Origin of the sequence: Thioclava sp. IC9 (assembly GCF_002213225.1) — a bacterium.
In the GTDB taxonomy this organism is placed as follows: domain Bacteria; phylum Pseudomonadota; class Alphaproteobacteria; order Rhodobacterales; family Rhodobacteraceae; genus Thioclava; species Thioclava nitratireducens.
The window spans coordinates 703,185-721,792 of the sequence record NZ_NBNX01000001.1; the positions used below are offsets into that span (position 1 = coordinate 703,185).

The window sequence follows — 18,608 nt, forward strand, 5'->3', positions numbered from 1 at the left end:
GGAGCATTGTTCCCGGCGGCAGACGCGGCGCGTCGTGCTCGGACGAACGAAACCGATCCCTCCAAAACCGATTCTCACCGGCGTGTGACAAAACATTGCTCTCAGATGACGGTTTTGTGCACAAATTTTGTGCAGCCACCCCGAAAAATCCACCTCTGAGCTGTGAACCCGCAGGGGTTTCGCAATTTGCGCTTGCCGCCTGAGTCTCACGCTGCAAATTTGGTTCCACATCGGAACAACCCGAACGGCAATTGCGCCTCGCTTTGACACCGCTTTCCTGCGGCAAGTCAGCGGGGCGTTTTGCGTTTTGGATCAGGGGTGCTGCGGGAGCGGATATGAAGAAACGGATCGAACTTGGCCTGCTATATTCCCGCTCGGGGAGCTATTCTCTGATTTCAGAGGCTTGCCGGACCGGGGCGCTGAGCGCGATTGCAGAGATCAACGCGATGCCCGATTTCCCGCTCACCTTTGCTCCGGTCGAGCGCGACCCAGAGGGCAACATCGACGCCTACGGTCCGCTCTGCGAGGAAATTCTGCGAGACAGCGATGCCCGCCACGTGATTGGTTGCGTCACGTCGTGGAGCCGCAAGGAAGTGATCCCGACGCTGGAGAAAGCGGGCGGTACGCTCTGGTACGCGGTGCCCTACGAAGGGTTCGAAGCCTCCGATCATGTCGTCTACACCCATGCCTGCCCGAACCAGCACCTGCTGCCAATGCTGGGCTGGGCCTTCGCCCGGCTGGGACGGCGGGGCTTTCTGACCGGCTCGAATTACATCTGGGGCTGGGAGATGAACCGGCTCGCCCGAGACGTGATCTCGACCGCTAGCGGCGAGGTTCTGGGCGAACGTTACCTGCCGCTCGGCTCGCTTGATGTCGACCGGATGATTGCTGAAATTCGCGCGACCCGGCCCGATTTCATTCTCAACAACCTGATCGGCCCGTCGCAATACGCCTTCCTCGAAGCCTATCACAGGCTCGGTCAGGAGGACGCCCATTTCCGGCCCGAGACCTGCCCGATCCTCTCGTGCAATCTGACCGAATGCGAATTGCCCGCGATCCATCCGGGCGCGGCCGAGGGGCTCGTGGCCGCCGGGCCGTATTTCCGCGGCGCGACCGGCTGGCCGCAGGCGCAGCGCAATTTCGGCTCCTCGCATGAAGCGGCCGCGTGGTCATCGGTCTATCGTCTCGCGCTTCTGCTCTCGGGGCACGAAGACGCCCCGGACCAGAGCCTCGCACAACTCTTGCACGATGCGCCGCAGGGTACCGAGGGCATCGACGCCTCGACCCACCATACCGCCCTGCCCGTCCTGATCGCGCAGGTCGAGAACGGCGGTTTCACCGTTCGCGAGCGGTTCGAAGCCGTCGCGGGCGACCCCTATCTCGCACGGGGTCGCAACGCGGTCTCGCCCGGCGCGCCCCGACTGAAGGTGGTGTCATGAAGCGCAAGATCCACATCCCCGATCTCGGTGGCGCCCGCGCCTATATCCTGCATCGCCCGCACGCGACCGTGCAGGCGCTCGAACGACAGTTGCGCGCGATCGGACTGACGGTCGTGCATTGCTGGCCCGAACTTCCGGCGGAAGCGCTGTCGGGCGATTTCGTCTTCTTCGACGCGGATCAGGGCTATGACGAGCAATTCCCGTGGAAGCCGGGGCAAAGCCCGATGCCGATGATCGCGCTGATCGGGACCGAAGCGCCGGGCCGGATCGAATGGTCGCTGGAAGCCGGTGCCCATGCGCAGCTCCTCAAACCGGTGGGCGATGGCGGGGTCTATTCAGCGCTGCTGATCGCGCGGCTCGGTTTCGAGGCGCGGGCGCAGCTTTCGGCGGAGATCGCGGATTTGCGTCGCCGCCTCGACGAGCGCCAGACGGTGGTGCGGGCGGTCACTCTGCTGGCCGCGCGGGGAAAGAGTGAGGCGGAGGCCTATGACCAGCTCCGCCAGATGGCGATGGCCTGGCGCGTGAGTTTTGAGGATGCCGCGCGCCGCATCGTCGCCAACCATGACGAACAAAGGAAGACCGATGACCGACGCGACCTTGGCTGAGGGACCGGCCCGACCGCAAAGCGCCTTGCGCCGCCTGATGCGCCGCAAGCTCGCCCTTCTGGGCTTTGCGATCATCGCGATCGTAACGCTTGGCGCGATTTTCGCGCCGTGGATCGCGCCATTCGAGCCGCAGGACCAGATGTTCGACGGGCTGACGCTGGAAGGCGCCCCCATGCCGCCGGGCGAAAAGTTCTGGCTCGGCACCGACCTTCTCGGCCGCGACCTGTTCTCGCGCATCCTTTACGGCGCGCGGACCTCGCTGATCATCGGCGTCGTCGCGAACGGCCTTGCGCTGATTATCGGCACGCTGATCGGCGTAACGGCAGGCTATTTCCGCGGCTGGATCGGTGCGGTGCTGATGCGCTTCACCGACCTGATGATGGCCTTCCCGGCGCTGCTGCTGGCGATCTGCCTCGCCGCTATCTTCACGCCGTCGCTGTGGATCGTCGCGATGGTGATCGCGCTGGTAAACTGGGTGCAGACGGCGCGCGTGGTCTTCACCGAGACCTCCGCGCTGGCCGAGCGTGAATTCGTCGCCGCCGAGCGGACCCTCGGCGCGGGCACAGTGCGCATCCTGTTCCGTCACATCCTGCCGCATCTGGTGCCGATGATCATCGTCTGGGGCACGCTGGGGATTTCAACCACGGTGCTGCTGGAGGCGACGCTGAGCTATCTCGGCGTGGGGGTTCAGCCGCCGACGCCAAGCTGGGGCAACATCATCTTCGAGAACCAGACCTATTTCCAGGCGGCCCCTTGGCTCGTCTTCATCCCGGGCGCCGCGATCCTGCTGCTGGCGCTGTCCTTCAACCTCGTGGGCGACGCATTGCGCGACGTGCTCGACCCGACGCAGAGAGGGCGTGACTGATGCTGGCCTATCTGATCCGACGCCTGATCCAGGCTGCCCTGATCCTTCTCGGCGTCTCCTTCATCACATTCTTCCTGCTCTTCGTGCTGCCGGCCGACCCGGTGCGTCAGATCGCGGGCCGCTCGGCCACGCCCGAAACGGTTGCCAATATCCGCCACCAGCTGGGCCTCGATCAGCCCTTCATCGTGCAATACTGGCGCTACCTGACCGGGTTGTTCCAAGGCGATATGGGCCGCAGCTACCTGCAGAAGACCGAGGTCGCGACGCTGGTCGCCGCGCGTCTGCCCGCGACGCTCCTGCTGATGCTGGGCGCGATCGTCGCCGAACTGATCATGGGGCTCACGCTGGGCATCGTCGCCGCGATCCGCCGAGGCGGCGCGCTCGACCAATCGCTGATGATCACTTCGTTCGTCGCGGTCTCGGCGCCGCAATTCGTGGTCGGCCTGCTTCTGCTCTATGTCTTCGCGGTCAAGCTGAGCTGGTTCCCGATCGGTGGCTACGGCAGCTTCTCGAACCTCGTGCTGCCGGCGCTGACCCTCGGGATCATGGGCTCGGGCTGGTACAGCCGGATGATGCGCTCCTCGATGATCGACGTGCTGCGCTCGGACTATATCCGTACCGCGCGCGCCAAGGGTCTGCGGCGCTTCCGGGTGCTGGCGCTGCACGCGATGCCGAACGCCATCCTGCCGATCATCGCGATGATCGGGATCGATATCGGCATCTTCATGTCCGGCATCGTCGTCGTGGAAAGCGTCTTTGGCTGGCCCGGCATCGGGCAGCTCGCCTGGCAGGCGATCCAGCGCGTCGATATCCCGATCATCATGGGCGTCACGCTCGTATCCGCCTGCGCGATCGTGCTGGGCAACCTGCTGGCCGACCTGATCACACCTTTCATCGATCCGCGCATCAAGCTGCGCTGATCGCAACCAGAGCCCCGGAGGAACCGGGCCCCTCGACTAACGTCCAACGGAGAAAGAGAGACAAAATGAGCTTGATGAGAAAGATGCTCGTGACGAGCACCCTCGCGGTGTCGCTGGGCTTCGGCAGCTTTGCCGCGGCGGCGGACTACACCCCCGACCCGAACGCCAAGGAAGGCGGCGATATCGTCATCACCTACAAGGATGACGTGGCCACGCTGGACCCGGCGATCGGTTATGACTGGCAGAACTGGTCGATGATCAAATCGATCTTCGACGGGCTGATGGATTACGTTCCCGGCACCACCGAGCTGCGCCCCGGCCTCGCCGAGAGCTACGAGATCTCGGATGACGGCACGGTCTTCACCTTCCACCTGCGCAAGGGCGTAAAGTTCCACAACGGTCGCGAAATGACCGCCGAAGACGTGAAATACTCGCTCGACCGCGTGACCACGCCCGCGACCCAGTCGCCCGGCGCAGGCTTCTTCGGCTCGATCAAGGGCTATGACGCGATGGCGGACGGCTCGGCCACGAGCCTCGAAGGCGTGACCGTCGTCGATCCCTACACCGTCAAGATCGAGCTGTCGCGCGCCGACGCGACCTTCCTGCACGTGATGGCGCTGAACTTCGCCTCGGTCGTGCCGAAGGAAGCGGTCGACGAATACGGCACCGATTTCGGCAAGCATCCCGTGGGCACCGGCGCGTTCAAGCTCGCCGACTGGACGATCGGCCAGCAGCTCGTGTTCCAGAAGAACGCCGATTACTGGCGCGAGGGCATCCCCTATCTCGACACCATCACCTTCGAGGTCGGCCAAGAGCCGATCGTGGCCCTGCTGCGCCTGCAGAAGGGTGAGGTGGACGTGCCCGGCGATGGCATCCCGCCGGCGAAGTTCAACGAGGTGATGAACAATCCCGACGAGGCCAAACGCGTCGTCATGGGCGGCCAGCTGCATACCGGCTACATCACGCTGAACACCCAGATGGCGCCCTTCGACAAGGTCGAGGTGCGTCGGGCGATGAACATGGCGATCAACAAGGATCGCATCGTGCAGATGATCAACGGTCGCGCCACGCCCGCGAACCAGCCGCTGCCGCCGTCGATGCCGGGCTATACCAAGGATTACGAAGGCTACCCCTTCGATCAGGAAAAGGCCAAGCAGATGCTCGCGGATGCGGGCTATCCCGACGGCTTCGAGACCGAGCTCTACGTGATGAACACCGATCCGAACCCGCGTATCGCCCAGGCGATCCAGCAGGACCTGTCGCAGATCGGCGTGAAGGTCGACATCAAGGCGCTGGCGCAGGCCAACGTGATCGAAGCGGGCGGCACGCCGAAAACCGCGCCGATGATCTGGTCGGGCGGCATGGCGTGGATCGCCGACTTCCCCGATCCGTCCAACTTCTACGGGCCGATCCTGGGCTGCGCGGGTGCGGTCGAGGGCGGCTGGAACTGGTCGTGGTACTGCAACAAGGAACTTGACGCGATGGCGACCGAGGCGGACTCGATCACCGACCCGGCCAAGCAGGACGAACGCCTGCAGAAATGGTCCGACGTTTACATGAAGGTCATGGAAGACGCGCCGTGGGTGCCGGTGTTCAACGAGAACCGCTACACCATGAAGTCGAGCCGTATGGGCGGCGAAGATGCGCTCTATGTCGACCCGGTCTCGATCCCCGTGAACTACGACTACGTGTACGTGACGGAGTAAGCGCGCATGTGCAAAGCCTGTGACTATACGATCCACGGCGCACAGCACCATTTCGGCTGGGACAACTCGCTTGTCCCGGCCGAGACGGTGGCCCCGGGATCGACCATCGAATTCCATTGCCACGACAGCTCGGCCGGACAGCTCGGACCGTCCTCGACCGTGGAAGACGTCAAGACGCTCGATTTCGGCAAGATCAACCCGGTCTCCGGCCCGATCTATGTCGAAGGCGCGAAGCCCGGTGACGTGCTAAAGGTCACCATCGACAGCTTCACCCCGCGCGAGCAGGAAGGCTCCGCCTGGGGTTGGACCGCCAACATTCCGGGCTTCGGCCTGCTGGCGGATCAGTTCGAGGATCCGGCGCTGACGATCTGGAAATACGACGCTGGCTCGCCCGACAAGGCGCTTTGGGGCAGCGAAGGCAAGGTGGGTCTCAAACCGTTTTGCGGCACGATCGGCGTCGCCCCGGCAGAAGCCGGCCCGCATTCCATCGTCCCGCCGCGCCGCGTGGGCGGGAATCTCGACATTCGCGATCTGGCGGCGGGCACCACGCTCTACCTGCCGGTCGAGGTCGAGGGCGCGCTGTTCTCCGTGGGCGACACCCATGCCGCCCAAGGCGATGGCGAGGTCTGCGGCACCGCGATCGAAAGCCCGATGAACTGCGTGCTCAGCTTCGACCTGATCAAGAACGAGACGCTGAAATTCCCGCGCTTCACCACGCCGGGGCCGGTCACGCGCCACCTCGACACGGCGGGATACGAGGTCACGACGGGCATCGGCCCGGACCTGATGTCGGGCGCGCGCGATGCGGTCTCGGGCATGATCGACCTTCTGTGCGCACAGCGCGGCATGTCGGCGGTGGACGCCTATATGCTGGTTTCGACCTGTGGCGATCTGCGCATATCCGAGATCGTCGATATGCCCAACTGGGTCGTCAGCTTCTACTTCCCGAGAAACGTGTTCGAATGATCGAAATGCAACAAACGAAAGCCGGGGCCGTCATGGCCCCGGAGCCCGCCCAGCCGGTGCTCGCCGTCGAAGGTCTCACGATCTCGGTGCGCTCGGAGGGGCGCGAGCGCGCGTTGGTCAGCGATCTGAGCTTCACGCTCGCACGCGGCGAGACCATCGCCATCGCGGGCGAAAGCGGGTCGGGCAAGTCGCTGACCTCTCTGGCCATCATGGGTCTGTTGCCGCCCCCTGCCCTTCGGGTCAGTTCCGGCGCCATCCGCTTCCATGACGAAGACCTGACGCGCCTGCCCGAGGGCCGGATGCGCGCCATTCGCGGCAACCGCATCGCGATGATCTTCCAGGAGCCGATGACCTCGCTCAACCCGGTGCTGACGATCGGCTTGCAACTCTCCGAAGCGATCCGCGCGCATGAGCCGGTCTCGAAGCCAGAGGCTCGGACCCGTGCGCTTGAGGCACTGCGGCGTGTGCGCATCTCCGAACCCGAGCGTCGCATGACGCAATATCCGCACGAGCTGTCCGGCGGCATGCGGCAGCGCGTGATGATCGCGATGGCGCTGGCGCTGCGCCCCGACGTGCTGATCGCCGATGAGCCCACGACCGCGCTCGACGTGACAGTGCAGCGCGAGGTGCTCGATCTGCTGCGCGATCTGCAGGACGAGATGGGAACGGCGATCATCCTGATCACCCACGACATGGGCGTCGTCGCCGAGATGGCCGAGCGGGTCATCGTCATGAAGCAGGGTCAGGCGGTCGAGACCGGCCCTGTCTCGCAGATTTTCACCGCCCCGCGCGAGGCCTATACGCAGGACCTGCTGGCCGCGGTACCGCGCATGGGCGATGGCAGCGGCGCTGCGGGCGCGTCGCCGGATGCCAAACCCGTGGCGCGGCTGCGCGACGTGAAGGTGCATTTCGACATACGCGGCGGTATCCTGTCGCAGGTCACGCACCGAGTGCACGCGGTCGAAGGTGTAAGCTTCGATATAATGGAGGGCGAGACCTTCTCGCTCGTGGGTGAAAGCGGCTGCGGCAAATCCACCATCGCGAAGGCGCTGACCGGCCTCGTGCCGCATCAGGGCCGCATCGAGGTCGCAGGCCACACGATGGGCAGTTTGAGCGGCGCGAAGATGAAGGAGATGCGCCGCGACGTGCAGATCGTTTTTCAGGACCCGATGGCCGCGCTAGATCCGCGGATGCGGGTGGGCGATCTGGTAGCCGAGCCGCTGGTGATCCATGGCATCGGTACGCCCGAGGAGCAACGCGAGAAGGTCGCGGCGCTGTTCGAACGCGTCGGCCTCACCCGCGATCAGCTCGACCGCTATCCGCACGAGTTCTCGGGCGGCCAGCGCCAGCGAATCTGCATCGCCCGCGCGCTGGCGCTGCAGCCCAAGCTGATCGTGGCGGATGAAAGCGTCTCGGCGCTGGATGTGTCGGTGCAGGCACGGGTGCTGGACCTGCTCGAGGCGCTGAAGCGCGAGTTCGGCATCGCGTACCTGTTCATCAGCCATGACATGGCCGTGGTCGAGAACATATCGGACCGGATCGCGGTGATGTATATGGGGCAAATCGTGGAGATGGGCACGCGGGCGCAGATTTTCGGCGCACCGCAGCACCCCTACACGAAGCGCCTGATGGCCGCCGTGCCGATCCCCGACCCCGACAAGGTGCGCGAACCCATTCCGCGCCTCTCCGGCGAGGTTCCCAGCCCGGTCTACAAGCTGGGCACCGGCCCGCAGCGGCTCACGCTGCGCGACGTTGGCGACGGACACCTGGTGGCGGATGGTGATCTCCCCGCGATGCCCTCCGACACCGCGGCCGAATAAGCGCGAACAGCCAACAGATAAACGAAGACACCGCGGCGCTGTTCGGCGCCGCGGTGTTCTATTTGGCAGATCGGTGGCCTTCGTTCCCGAAGCGGCTTTACGTCTCGACGCCGATCCGTTCGTGGCGAAGCGTCGCCTCCGTAGCTTTCGCATGGCTGGCGATCTCTTCCATCGGTGCGAACCAGACGTCGCCCGTCGCCACGGCGCGTTCCAGCAGCCGTTCCATCTCGCGCCAGCGCGCCAACCGGCCCGTCAGGAACGGGTGGAGCACCGGCATCCAGAACCCGCCCGCCTCGTGCATCGCGTCGAACTCCTCGGCGAAGGCGCGGATGCCATCGGAGGGCGCACGGATCGGCATCAGGTAGTCGATCTCGCCGAAATGCGCGAAGGGCGGCCAGTCATCGGTGCCCCAATGCGGCGGCATCTCGATCAGGCTGCCTTTCGGGGTTTCGACGCGGTAGGGCAACTCGTCGGCCATCATCGAGCTGTCATAGAGAAACCCGTGCTCGATCAACCGGTTCAGCATCGCGGGCGTGAAGGAATAGACCGGCGCGCGATAGCCGCGCGGCTTGTGGCCCGTCATCGAGACATGAACCTCCAGCGCGCGCTCGAACAGCTCCGCCTCGCGTTCGTCGGAATGTTCCATCGGGTCTTCGTGCATCCACGAATGGTGCCCGATTTCGTGCCCTGCCTTCAGGATCGCCTCGACCGTCGCGGGATAATTCTGCATCACCCAGGCGGGCATGAAGAAGGTCTGCGTGAGGCCCAGACGGCGATAGGTCTCGAGGATGCGCGGCACCGCGACCGTCGGCCCGTAGCGACCCATCGAAATCGGCTGCAGGCGCAGCTCGGCATCGTCAGGACGGGCGGTGCGGATCAACGAATCCGCGTCGATATCGAAGGTCACGCAGGCGGCGCAGCGCTTGCCCTCGGGCCAGGTGATCGGGTTGAGAAACATGTCACTCTCCGCTCAGGAAGGATCGGCGGACACCGGGAGCGTCACCGAGAACAGCGCCACGATATCGTTGCGCAGCCAGGTCTCGATATCGTCCCGGCGCGCGGCGTCGGTGGAAATGAACTGGATGAAACGGGCGTTCTGCAGCTGGAACAGCGCGCGGCCCAGATGGAGCGGGTTGAGATCGGCACTGAGCCGGCCGTCCCGCTGCATCGCCTCGATCCGGCGCACCAGCACCGAGGCAAGCTGTTCGTCGAGCTTGAAATAGGCCTTGGACAGCTGCGTGCCCGCCTCGATCGTGACCGCAGCGATGACCTGACGCCAGATTTCCTTCTCCAGCGTCTGCATCGCGTGTTCCATGATCTCATGCGCGAAGGCGAGCGTCAGCTCGACGAGATCGGCCTCTTTCCCGGGCAACCTGGCGTCGAGCCGTTCCAAGAGCTGCTTGTCGCTCTCGATGACCAGCGCGAGCAGCACCCCCGCCTTGGTTCCGTAGTAGTTATGGACAGTCACCCCCGAGACGCCCGCGGCGACCGCGATCGCCTCGATCGTCGTCTTGTCATAGCCCTTTTCGCGAAAAAGCTCTTTGGCCGATGTCACGATGCGGTTGCGACGGTCTTGTTTTTGTTGGGCGCGCAGGTTGCTCACAAGGTCCTCCTAGGGTTGCGAACAGTTGTCTGCGATGGCTCGTTTTTGGTCAAGACAAAATTTTTATTGCATAAAAGTTTTTATCTCATAAAGTTTTCTTCACAAGATCAAGAATCCATACCAACAGTGAGGTCCGCTTATGCGCTCCGTTCTCAAAATCGCCGCCGCCTCCGCGGTCGCCCTCTCCGCGGGCAGCCTCTCCGCTGCCGCCGCTGAAACCGTCAATGTCGGGGTCTGCGTCTCCTGGCCGGGCTATGCCATGCTCGAAGTCGCCAAGGAGCAGAACCTGATCCCCGATTACGATCTCAACATCACGATCTTCGAAGATCCGCTGGGCGGGCATGCCGCCCTCGCCGCGGGTCAGATCGACGTCTATGGTTGCACCGCCGATTACACGCCGCTGGTCGTGGATCGCGGCACCGACGTGGTGAACGTGGCTCAGCTCAACCCCTCCTACGGGGTCGATCACGTCATCCTCGCACCGGACACCGAGCCCGCCGACCTGCCGGGCAAGAAGGTCGCGGCCCCGCAGGCCTATATCGGCCAGCTGCTGATGGGGATCTGGCTCGATTCCGAGGGCATCACTCCCGATCAGGTGGAATGGGTGAACCTCAACGCCGATGAAGCCGTCGGTCCGATGATGTCGGGCGACCTGTCCGCCGCCTACATGTACGAGCCGTGGATTTCCAAGGTGCTCGAGGCGAAACCGGGCGCGCGCTCCATTGTCGACACCTCCGATCCGGAAATGCTCAAGACCGGGATCTTCATGGACGCGCTCTACATGAACAAGAAGTTCATCGCCGATAACCGCGAGGCGGCGCTGGCGGTACTGAAGGCGCGCTGGGATGGTCTGGCCTACTGGAACCAGCATACCGAAGAGGCCAACAAGATGATCGCCTCCTTCCTGCAATGGCCCGCCGAGGATGTCGGCTACGTTATCGGCACCAACGGCAAGTCCTTCGAGGGCGGCATCTACATGATGGATTTCGACGAGTCTGCCCGGCTCTGCGGCGTGCTCGACGGCGAAGGCCCGCTTGGCATGGCCAACGGCTCGATGGTCGACTCGATCGCGATGACCAATGACTGGTGGATCAAACTCGGCCTGATGGAAAACAAGGTCGATGCGTCGAAGGGCGTCGACTGCTCGCTGATGGGCGATCTGGTCAAGTCCGGCTACCGCCAGAGCCTGACCGCACACTAACACACGCGGGAAGCGCCACGTCCCGGCGCTTCCCTTCCCCCAAGCCGGAGCATCTGCCTTGAGCGCCCGACCCACTCCCTTTCTCCAGCTGCGCAAGCCCGTGAACCGCCGTCAGAAGCTGCTTTCCGCGCTCGCCGTCTGGGTGCTGTTCTTCGGCATCTGGATCGTCGCCTCGGCCAGCGGTCTGGTGAACCCGCTTCTCGTCCCAGCCCCGCATCAGGTCTTCGCGACCACCTTCGATCTGTTCTTCAGTCGCGGGTTCAGCAGCGATGTCCTGATCTCCATCAGCCGCGTGCTGATCGCCTTCGCGCTGGCCAGCGCCGTGGCTGTGCCGCTGGGCGTGATGATGGGCTCCTTCCCCGCGATCGAGGCGTTCTTCGCCCCCTTCGTTTCCGCCTGGCGCTATCTGCCCGCGCCGTCCTTCATCCCGATCCTGCTAATGTGGTTCGGCACCGGCGAGGCCCCTAAACTGGCGCTGCTGTTCCTCGGGGTGATCTTCTTCCTGATCACGCTGATCATGGATCACACCAAGAACGTCCGCGAGGAACTCGTCGAGACTGCCCTCACGCTAGGCGCACCGCGCCGCAAGGTCGTGGCCCGCGTGATCTTCCCCGCCGTTCTGCCCGATATCGTGACCGCGATGCGCCAGATGCTGGCGATGACCTGGACCTATCTGGTGATCGCCGAGATCGTCGCCTCCACCACCGGCATCGGCGCGATGATGATGCGCGCGCGACGTTTCCTGAAGACCGATGAAATCCTGTCGGGGATCATCGTGATCGGGGTGCTGGGCCTGCTGTTCGACCTCGCCTTCTCCGCCCTGCATCGCTGGGCCTTCCCTTATCTGAGAAAGAGCTGAGCATGGCTGCCGAAACCGCATTGGAAATCCGCGAAATCACGAAGGAATTCGAGCTGTCGGGCGGGCGCAAGCTGGTCGCCGTCGAGGGCGCGGGCTTCACCGTCGAACGCAACTCCATCTGCGTCCTTCTCGGCCCGTCGGGCTGCGGGAAATCGACGATCCTGCGCATGATCGCGGGGCTCGAGACCCCGAGCGGCGGCGAGATCGTCATCGGCGGTCGTCGCGTAGAGGGACCGGGCCGCGACCGGGGCATGGTCTTTCAGGCCTATACCTCCTTCGACTGGCTGACGGTGCGCAAGAATGTCGAGTTCGGGATGCAGATCAACGGCGTCCCGGCCGCCGAGCGCCGCGAACGCGCGGAGCGATTCATCAATCTCGTAGGCCTCGGGAAATTCGCCGAAGCCTACCCGTCGCAACTCTCGGGCGGGATGCGTCAGCGCGTCGCCATCGCGCGCACGCTCGCCAATGACCCCGAGGTCTTGCTGATGGACGAGCCGTTCGGCGCACTCGATGCCGAGACCCGTTGGCTGATGCAGGAGCTGATGATCGACGTCGCTGAGAAGACCAACACGACGATGGTGATCGTCACCCACGATCTGGAGGAGGCGATTTTCCTCGCCGACAAGATCGTCTTTCTCTCGAGCCATCCGGGCCGGGTGAAAGAGGTGATCGTGCCCGAATTCAAGCAGGGCGCGCGGATCGCCGACAAGGAAAAAGCCGTGAAACTGGAAGGCTACTCCGACCTGGAGGGGCATCTGATGCGGCTGATGAGAGAGGAAGGACGCGGCAAGGAATGAGTGTGACATTCGACTTCACCGGAAAGACCGTTCTGGTCACAGGCGCATCGAGCGGGATCGGCTATGGCATCGCCGAAGGGTTTGCCCGCGCAGGCGCCGACCTAATCATCCTGTCAGAGACCGACGCGATCTATGAGGCCGCCGAGAGCCTGCCCGGCAAGGTCCGCGCGATCCGCTGCGACATCGCCGAGGCGGAGATGGTGACCGAGGCGCTGGCCGATATCGAACGCGTCGATGTGCTGGTGAACAATGCGGGGCTCGAGCGCCCCACACCGCTCACCGGCGACAATCCCACGGGCAACGCGATGTTCGAGCGGATCGTGGCGATCAACGTGACCGGCACGCAGAACGTGACCGACGCGCTGATCTCGCGCATTCCCGAGGGCGGGCGCATCGTGATCACCGCCTCGATCTGGGCGCGCACCGCCGTACCGGGCTTCTCGGCCTACGTCGCCAGCAAACACGCCCTTCTGGGGCTGACCCGGACATGGGCGCAGGAGCTGGGCCCCCGCGGCATCCGCGTCAACGCGATCTGCCCCGGCTGGGTGAAAACCGGGCCGGCGGCCAATTCGCTGCGGGAACTGGCGGAGTCCAGCGGGCGCAGCGAGGCCGAGGTCGAGGCCGAGATCATGGCCGCGCAAGCCATCGACGGGCTGATGGTGCCCGCCGACATGGCCGATCCGTATATGTTCCTCGCGTCCGAGGCTGGCGCGAATATCACCGGTCAGGCGCTCAACGTCGACCGCGGCGAGGTCATGTCATGAGCCTCGACGGTAAAGTTGCACTGGTCACCGGCGGCTCGCGCGGGATCGGGCGCGCCATCTCGCTGGCGCTGGCGGCACAAGGCGCGAAAGTCGCGTTCTGCCATCCCGACGATGCGCAGGCGCGCGAAACGCTCGCCGAACTTCAAAAGCTGACCGAGGCGGAATCCCTGCCCGCCGACGTCTCCGACGAGGCGCAGGTCGAGGGGATGTTCGACGCCGTCAAGTCGCAGTTCGGGCGGATCGACATCCTCGTGAACAACGCGGGAATCCTGCGCGAAAGCCCGATTGCCGAGACGAAGATCGACGAATTCGACCGCGTGATCGCGGTGAACCTGCGCGGCACATTCCTCGCCGCCCGTGCCTTCGTGCGCAGGGTCGAGGAAGGCCGGATCATCAATATCGCGAGCGATCTGGGTTTTCTCGGGCGCGAGGAAATGTCCGCCTATACCGCCTCTAAGGGCGGGATCATCGCGCTCACCCGGACACTCGCGCGCGAACTGGCACCGAAAATCCTTGTCAACGCCATCGCGCCGGGCTCGATCGAGACCGACATGACGAGCCCCGCCTCGATGAGCCCCGAACAGCTGGCAATCGACATGGCGACGCCCCTCGCCCGGTTCGGCCAGCCCGAGGATATCGCCGCGATGGCCTGCTATCTCGCGGGCCCGCAGAGCAATTTCATCACCGGTCAATGCTTCGGCGTGAACGGTGGCAGCGTCATGACCTGACAGGAGCGACCCCATGTCCAGCGATCCCTTTTTCCACCCCGTTTCCGGCTTCGATCTGCCCCGCTTCGCGGGCGTGCCGACCTTCATGCGCCTGCCGCATGTGCCGCTCGACGATCCGCGCCTGTGCGACGTGCAGATCGGTCTGATCGGCAGCCCGTGGGACTCCGGCACCACCAACCGTCCCGGCCCGCGCCACGGCCCGCGCCAGTTGCGCGATCTCTCGACGATGATCCGGGCGCAGAACGGCGCGACCGGCGTGCGCCCCTTCGAGATGGTCAACTGCGCCGATCTCGGCGATGTCGCCCCGAACCCCGCCGACATTCAGGACGCGATGGATCGGATCACCCGGTTTTTCGAGACGGTCCGCGAGCATGGAATCCGCCCGCTCACCGCAGGCGGCGACCACCTCAATTCGCTGCCGATCCTGCGCGCGTTGGGCAAGCCCGAGCCGCTCGGCATGGTACATTTCGACAGCCATACCGACCTCTTCCACAGCTATTTCGGCGGCACCATGTACACGCATGGCACGCCCTTCCGCCGTGCCATCGAAGAAGGGCTGCTCGACCCGAAACGCGTGGTGCAGATCGGTATTCGCGGCTCCACCTATGATAGCGAAGATCGCGATTTTGCCGACAGCGTAGGCGTGCGCGTGATCCCGATCGAGGAGTTCCACGCCCGCGGCGTCGAGGATGTGATGACCGAGGCGCGTGAGATCGTCGGTTCCAAGCCCACCTATCTCTCCTACGATATCGACTTCATCGACCCGGCTTTCGCCCCCGGAACGGGCACGCCAGAAGTGGGGGGCCCGAATTCCTATCAGGCGTTGCAGGTGATCCGTCTGCTCGACGGGGTGGATATCTTAGGCGCCGATCTCGTCGAGGTCTCCCCGCCCTTCGACCCTTCCGGCGCTACCGCCTTCCTCGGCGTCTCGGTGATGTTCGAGATCCTGTGCCAGATGGCCGTGACCATGACGCGCGGGTAACCGCGACCGCCCCCATCCTGCCCTGTCCTGTCCCGGCATTTCGCAGGCCGCCCTTCACATTCCGGAGGACGGTCTGCGATGATCGCGGGACCGGCTCACCCCACCCAGCGCATCGCGTTCGCGCGGGTGCGATAAACCGGAGTCATATTGTTGGCGAGGCTCGCAGCGAGGTCGAGATCGGCGCTCAGCAAACTGGCGACCTCCTGCAGCGCGAGGCCGAGATAGCGCGCGATCTCCTGTGGAGAGAGGCCGAGATCGCGCAACGCCGAGACCTCCAATGTGCGGTCCGGTCCCGTTTTCCGGAGCCGCACTCCGGTCGGGCCGGCCGTGTCGTCCGGTCTGGCGCGCGCGCCCGGCAGCGGCCACGGAACGGTTTCCGGCGCGAGGCCATCGTCCCGCGACCTTCGCGGCTGCGGCAGAAGGTCAGAACTGTTCTCGGGGGTGATCCAACGAAACATCCGCACACTCCTTCGAGCTTGGCTATGACGCCTCCCAGCTAAAACCAATCCGGCCAGCCGCGCCATTGACCGCCGTCAATGCGAAACCCGCAAACCCTCTCGGACGGTCTGTCTGGGCGGGGTTTCGCCCATTTCTCGCAGAGGTTTGCGACAGGCGCGAGACAGGGTCACAGTTGCGCGAAAAAAATTTGGTCAAAGCGCCGGAGAGTTTGGCCGGCCCTGCCTCTGGGCGCGTCAAACGTGACGAAAGGCCATCGTCCGACGCGCGATGTCGATGTTTTCACATCGGAAATCACACGACAACGATGACCCTTCGATCGATGGAGCTCTCCGTGTCGGGGCGGACCGGCCACCGGGCCGCAGCGCGCAGCGTATCCGTATGGCGATCTCCGTATCGACTCCTCGCATCGATTTCGGAAGTCTGCGCGCGATCCGCGCGGCCTGCATTGACCAGCGACAATCGCGCGGCAGGTGCCTTCATTCCTGCAAGGTGGCGACATGCTCCGCGATCGCCAGCACCCGGCCCCGGATCACCGCCTCGGTTCCGAAACGCCCGACCAACGGCTCCAGCTCGTTGCGGAACAGCGCGCCGAAGACCGGCATCGGCCCGCCATGCCCGCGCACTTCCGTCCGCCCGTCGAGGATCTGGATAACCTTGAGCAGCGGGAACGTCCCGTCGTTGGCCGCAGACAACCCGGTCAGCGCGGGAATGTCCTGAATGAAGGCCTCTGCGAGCGGGCCGTCACCCTGCCCCTTCATGCCGTGACAGGCGGCACAATTGTCCGCATAAAGCTGCGCGCCCATCTCGTCGGACGTCATGGCGTCCTGAGCCGCGAGCGGTCCCGCCGCGCCGATCAAGACGAGAGCGAGCAGGAAAGGTCGAACCTGAGTCATTTGATATCCTCCCATATCGGTGGCCCAGCTTTCCCGCGGCGCGGTGCCGCGGCATTGTCCGCCGTCAATTCGGAGGCGCTGGCGGGGCGCGCCTGGTCCTACGCGCAGATAGCCGAGCCCCGCACCGGCGCCTTCGCTACGCCGCGATTGACGCCCGATAATGGCGCCTGCTCCGCGCTGGGGCATCATTTGGCATTCGCGGAAGGCTCGGGGTGACCTCGCTCGGTCGCCCCGGTCGAAGAGCATTTCGCGAATCCCGTCGGCCACCATGCGCCCCTCCCCGAGGCGTGGCCGGCGGGACCGAATTCATCGGCGTGGCGGTCTCTCTCCGCCGCCTTCTATCCCCTATGCTCCGCGCAACAATATTGCGCACAACGCCACTCAAATTGCACAAATTAACATTTCTCTACAATTCACCGCCTGACAGATGCCCTCCGACACGGCAAGATTCCTCTCGTCACGCAGGTGACCGTTGCCCGCGAACTGCCACCGACCGGGCGACCCAAGGGGAGGGAAACATGTCAAGTATTCAGCCGATACGGCCGCAATTCGATGCGAAATGCGACGACTGCACGGCGCGCCAGACAGGGCTCTGCAGCGCTTTCGATCGTGACGCGCTACTCGATTTCGCCCGGCGCAGCTACCGCGAAACCTATCGCCAAGGGGCCGAGATCGCGGCACAGGGCGAAGCGGCGGACCGGATCGGGATCGTCGCATCCGGGCTCGTGAAACTCGTCGTTCTGACCGAGGGCGGCGACGAACACGTTCTGCAGATTCTGCGCACGGGCCACCTGATCGGCGACCCCGAACGCGAGGTGAACGGGTTCTCGAGCGAGGCCGCCACCGAGACCACCATCTGCTGGATGCCGCGCCAGACCTGGCACGGTTTTCTGCAGTCACATCCGCAAATCTTCCGGGGCTTCCTGTCGGCGCTGAACCGCCAATTCGAAGAATTGCAGATGAGCGTGGTGAAGATGCGCGGGCGCAGCACGGTGCAGCGGCTCGCGCTCTGGCTCGTGGAGCAGTTGCCCGGCGCGATCGAGGGCAGCACGCCGCAAATCCGCATCGTGCTGACCCGGCGCGATCTGGCCTCGCTGCTGGACATGACAGTGGAGACCCTGTGCCGCGCGCTGCACCAGATCGAGGAGCGCGGCGCAATCCGCCTGCTTGCGCCCGATCACCTCGCCGTCACCGATCTCGGGCGGTTGCGGCGACTTGCCAAGTTCCAGAACGAGCGGATCGGCGCGGCCCTTTCAGAACCCGCTCCCGCGCCGCGCCTGTCGGACTTCGACCGAGGGGCGATGGGCGGGAAAGCCGCGGCCATGCGTAGCGGCGCGGGACAAGCGCCCAAAGGCTCGCTGGCTGCCGCGTTTCCCGGGACGCGGCGCTAGGCAACCGCCCCGGGCCAAGGCAGGTTTCGCCACGCGCGCATTGATCTCCATCAATGCACGCGCCTGCCCCTGCGGCAAAGCTCGGGGAGCCGACATCAACTCCGGAGGAGGCTCCGATGCCCAGCTCGACCGACGCGACCGCGTACACCAATGCGGGCTACGCCGAACTGCTGAAACGCCTGCTTCCACCCGACGGACCGGACCCTGCGCTGCTTGGCCCCTTCGTCGCGATGCAGATGCAGGCGGCGGATCGGACATTGCAGTTCAACCAGGAATGGCTGCGCTTCACCACCGATCGGATCACCTGTGACCGCGCCCTGCTCGCCAATCTCGCCAATCCCGGCGATCCGGCGGCCATCGCCGCCGCGTGGTCGGAATTCGTCTCGGGCGCGATCGACGACTATTCCGCGCTCTATCGCCGCCTCTGGGGACAGGTCGCCGAGGAAATGACGGCGGCTGTGTTCGACACGCAAAAACAGGCGCAGGAACTTTTCGTGACCTCACTGCGGGTCGCGGGCTCCGGAGAGAAGCGTCACGCGACGCCCGTATGAGAGCCCGCGGCAGCGGTTGGCGCGGCACGGGACGCGTGGTGCCAAGCGCGCAAGGAGTG

Annotated in this window: 19 protein-coding genes; 15 read left to right on the forward strand and 4 right to left on the reverse strand. The window is 64.7% G+C overall.

The window, feature by feature from the left end:
- The first annotated feature begins 335 nt into the window (after positions 1-335).
- The 7 genes from B6V76_RS03160 to B6V76_RS03190 all read left to right on the forward strand — a co-directional run bounded on the left by B6V76_RS03160 (position 336) and on the right by B6V76_RS03190 (position 8,321).
- Positions 336-1,439: a transporter substrate-binding protein gene (locus tag B6V76_RS03160; protein WP_088726644.1), complete on the forward strand. Its 1,104-nt coding sequence runs from the start codon at positions 336-338 to the stop codon at positions 1,437-1,439.
- The gene (locus tag B6V76_RS03165; RefSeq protein WP_088726645.1) at positions 1,436-2,044 is read left to right on the forward strand and encodes an ANTAR domain-containing protein; all 609 of its coding nucleotides are present in this window, start codon (positions 1,436-1,438) and stop codon (positions 2,042-2,044) included. The genes B6V76_RS03160 and B6V76_RS03165 overlap by 4 nt, the downstream gene beginning before the upstream one ends.
- Positions 2,022-2,909, forward strand: coding sequence for an ABC transporter permease (locus B6V76_RS03170; protein WP_075776567.1), 888 nt, complete (start codon positions 2,022-2,024; stop codon positions 2,907-2,909). The genes B6V76_RS03165 and B6V76_RS03170 overlap by 23 nt, the downstream gene beginning before the upstream one ends.
- Complete coding sequence (locus B6V76_RS03175) at positions 2,909-3,829, forward strand: ABC transporter permease (protein ID WP_075776568.1); 921 nt, start codon at positions 2,909-2,911, stop codon at positions 3,827-3,829. Before B6V76_RS03170 ends, B6V76_RS03175 begins: the two co-directional genes overlap by 1 nt.
- Before the next feature lie 74 nt (positions 3,830-3,903).
- Positions 3,904-5,535: an ABC transporter substrate-binding protein gene (locus B6V76_RS03180; protein ID WP_075776625.1), complete on the forward strand. Its 1,632-nt coding sequence runs from the start codon at positions 3,904-3,906 to the stop codon at positions 5,533-5,535.
- 6 nt (positions 5,536-5,541) lie between these two features.
- Positions 5,542-6,501, forward strand: coding sequence for an acetamidase/formamidase family protein (locus B6V76_RS03185; RefSeq protein WP_088724246.1), 960 nt, complete (start codon positions 5,542-5,544; stop codon positions 6,499-6,501).
- A 5-nt stretch (positions 6,502-6,506) separates the two neighbouring features.
- Positions 6,507-8,321 (forward strand): ABC transporter ATP-binding protein, encoded by a 1,815-nt coding sequence (locus B6V76_RS03190; RefSeq protein WP_075776626.1) that lies wholly within the window; start codon positions 6,507-6,509, stop codon positions 8,319-8,321.
- A 97-nt stretch (positions 8,322-8,418) separates the two neighbouring features.
- On the opposite strand, the gene B6V76_RS03195 is transcribed toward B6V76_RS03190, so the two are convergent.
- Together B6V76_RS03195 and B6V76_RS03200 are read right to left on the reverse strand one after the other, a co-directional pair.
- Positions 8,419-9,279: a polysaccharide deacetylase gene (locus B6V76_RS03195; RefSeq protein ID WP_088726646.1), complete on the reverse strand. Its 861-nt coding sequence runs from the start codon at positions 9,277-9,279 to the stop codon at positions 8,419-8,421.
- Positions 9,280-9,291: 12 nt separating this feature from the next.
- The gene (locus tag B6V76_RS03200; protein ID WP_075776571.1) at positions 9,292-9,924 is read right to left on the reverse strand and encodes a TetR/AcrR family transcriptional regulator; all 633 of its coding nucleotides are present in this window, start codon (positions 9,922-9,924) and stop codon (positions 9,292-9,294) included.
- A 139-nt stretch (positions 9,925-10,063) separates the two neighbouring features.
- Here B6V76_RS03200 and B6V76_RS03205 point away from each other — a divergent pair, with 139 nt between their 5' ends.
- From B6V76_RS03205 to B6V76_RS03230, 6 genes are read left to right on the forward strand one after another with little or no spacing between them, the layout of a single operon-like run.
- On the forward strand, positions 10,064-11,125 hold the full coding sequence (locus tag B6V76_RS03205) for an ABC transporter substrate-binding protein (protein ID WP_077701207.1): 1,062 nt from the start codon (positions 10,064-10,066) through the stop codon (positions 11,123-11,125).
- 58 nt (positions 11,126-11,183) lie between these two features.
- The gene (locus tag B6V76_RS03210; protein WP_077701206.1) at positions 11,184-11,984 is read left to right on the forward strand and encodes an ABC transporter permease; all 801 of its coding nucleotides are present in this window, start codon (positions 11,184-11,186) and stop codon (positions 11,982-11,984) included.
- A 2-nt stretch (positions 11,985-11,986) separates the two neighbouring features.
- Positions 11,987-12,781, forward strand: coding sequence for an ABC transporter ATP-binding protein (locus B6V76_RS03215; protein ID WP_075776572.1), 795 nt, complete (start codon positions 11,987-11,989; stop codon positions 12,779-12,781).
- On the forward strand, positions 12,778-13,545 hold the full coding sequence (locus tag B6V76_RS03220; protein WP_199224695.1) for an SDR family oxidoreductase: 768 nt from the start codon (positions 12,778-12,780) through the stop codon (positions 13,543-13,545). The genes B6V76_RS03215 and B6V76_RS03220 overlap by 4 nt, the downstream gene beginning before the upstream one ends.
- Positions 13,542-14,273 carry a 3-oxoacyl-ACP reductase family protein gene (locus B6V76_RS03225; RefSeq protein WP_088726647.1) on the forward strand — a complete coding sequence of 244 codons (732 nt, stop codon included), beginning with the start codon at positions 13,542-13,544 and terminating at the stop codon, positions 14,271-14,273. Before B6V76_RS03220 ends, B6V76_RS03225 begins: the two co-directional genes overlap by 4 nt.
- 13 nt (positions 14,274-14,286) lie before the next feature.
- Positions 14,287-15,255, forward strand: coding sequence for an agmatinase (locus B6V76_RS03230; protein ID WP_088726648.1), 969 nt, complete (start codon positions 14,287-14,289; stop codon positions 15,253-15,255).
- A gap of 95 nt (positions 15,256-15,350) precedes the next feature.
- Here the strand turns inward: B6V76_RS03230 and B6V76_RS03235 are convergent, their stop codons facing one another.
- A complete protein-coding gene (locus B6V76_RS03235) occupies positions 15,351-15,713 on the reverse strand; it encodes a hypothetical protein (protein WP_088726649.1) in 363 nt (120 codons plus the stop codon).
- Between the two features lie 477 nt (positions 15,714-16,190).
- Positions 16,191-16,607, reverse strand: coding sequence for a cytochrome c (locus B6V76_RS03240; RefSeq protein ID WP_075776577.1), 417 nt, complete (start codon positions 16,605-16,607; stop codon positions 16,191-16,193).
- 518 nt (positions 16,608-17,125) lie between these two features.
- Between B6V76_RS03240 and B6V76_RS03245 the strand changes: the two genes are divergently transcribed.
- Both B6V76_RS03245 and B6V76_RS03250 read left to right on the forward strand, forming a co-directional pair.
- The gene (locus tag B6V76_RS03245; protein WP_166504529.1) at positions 17,126-17,998 is read left to right on the forward strand and encodes a Crp/Fnr family transcriptional regulator; all 873 of its coding nucleotides are present in this window, start codon (positions 17,126-17,128) and stop codon (positions 17,996-17,998) included.
- A gap of 116 nt (positions 17,999-18,114) precedes the next feature.
- A complete protein-coding gene (locus B6V76_RS03250; protein ID WP_075776579.1) occupies positions 18,115-18,549 on the forward strand; it encodes a hypothetical protein in 435 nt (144 codons plus the stop codon).
- Positions 18,550-18,608 lie beyond the last annotated feature (59 nt).

Coding starts and splice junctions, on each gene's coding strand:
- B6V76_RS03180 (WP_075776625.1), top strand. CDS start 3,904: ATGAGAAAGATGCTCGTGACGAGCACCCTCGCGGTGTCGCTGGGCTTC.
- B6V76_RS03235 (WP_088726649.1), bottom strand. CDS start 15,713: ATGTTTCGTTGGATCACCCCCGAGAACAGTTCTGACCTTCTGCCGCAG.
- B6V76_RS03240 (WP_075776577.1), bottom strand. CDS start 16,607: ATGACTCAGGTTCGACCTTTCCTGCTCGCTCTCGTCTTGATCGGCGCG.
- B6V76_RS03195 (WP_088726646.1), bottom strand. CDS start 9,279: ATGTTTCTCAACCCGATCACCTGGCCCGAGGGCAAGCGCTGCGCCGCC.
- B6V76_RS03175 (WP_075776568.1), top strand. CDS start 2,909: ATGCTGGCCTATCTGATCCGACGCCTGATCCAGGCTGCCCTGATCCTT.
- B6V76_RS03205 (WP_077701207.1), top strand. CDS start 10,064: ATGCGCTCCGTTCTCAAAATCGCCGCCGCCTCCGCGGTCGCCCTCTCC.
- B6V76_RS03245 (WP_166504529.1), top strand. CDS start 17,126: ATGTCAAGTATTCAGCCGATACGGCCGCAATTCGATGCGAAATGCGAC.
- B6V76_RS03160 (WP_088726644.1), top strand. CDS start 336: ATGAAGAAACGGATCGAACTTGGCCTGCTATATTCCCGCTCGGGGAGC.
- B6V76_RS03220 (WP_199224695.1), top strand. CDS start 12,778: ATGAGTGTGACATTCGACTTCACCGGAAAGACCGTTCTGGTCACAGGC.
- B6V76_RS03185 (WP_088724246.1), top strand. CDS start 5,542: ATGTGCAAAGCCTGTGACTATACGATCCACGGCGCACAGCACCATTTC.
- B6V76_RS03165 (WP_088726645.1), top strand. CDS start 1,436: ATGAAGCGCAAGATCCACATCCCCGATCTCGGTGGCGCCCGCGCCTAT.
- B6V76_RS03225 (WP_088726647.1), top strand. CDS start 13,542: ATGAGCCTCGACGGTAAAGTTGCACTGGTCACCGGCGGCTCGCGCGGG.
- B6V76_RS03215 (WP_075776572.1), top strand. CDS start 11,987: ATGGCTGCCGAAACCGCATTGGAAATCCGCGAAATCACGAAGGAATTC.
- B6V76_RS03190 (WP_075776626.1), top strand. CDS start 6,507: ATGCAACAAACGAAAGCCGGGGCCGTCATGGCCCCGGAGCCCGCCCAG.
- B6V76_RS03250 (WP_075776579.1), top strand. CDS start 18,115: ATGCCCAGCTCGACCGACGCGACCGCGTACACCAATGCGGGCTACGCC.
- B6V76_RS03170 (WP_075776567.1), top strand. CDS start 2,022: ATGACCGACGCGACCTTGGCTGAGGGACCGGCCCGACCGCAAAGCGCC.
- B6V76_RS03230 (WP_088726648.1), top strand. CDS start 14,287: ATGTCCAGCGATCCCTTTTTCCACCCCGTTTCCGGCTTCGATCTGCCC.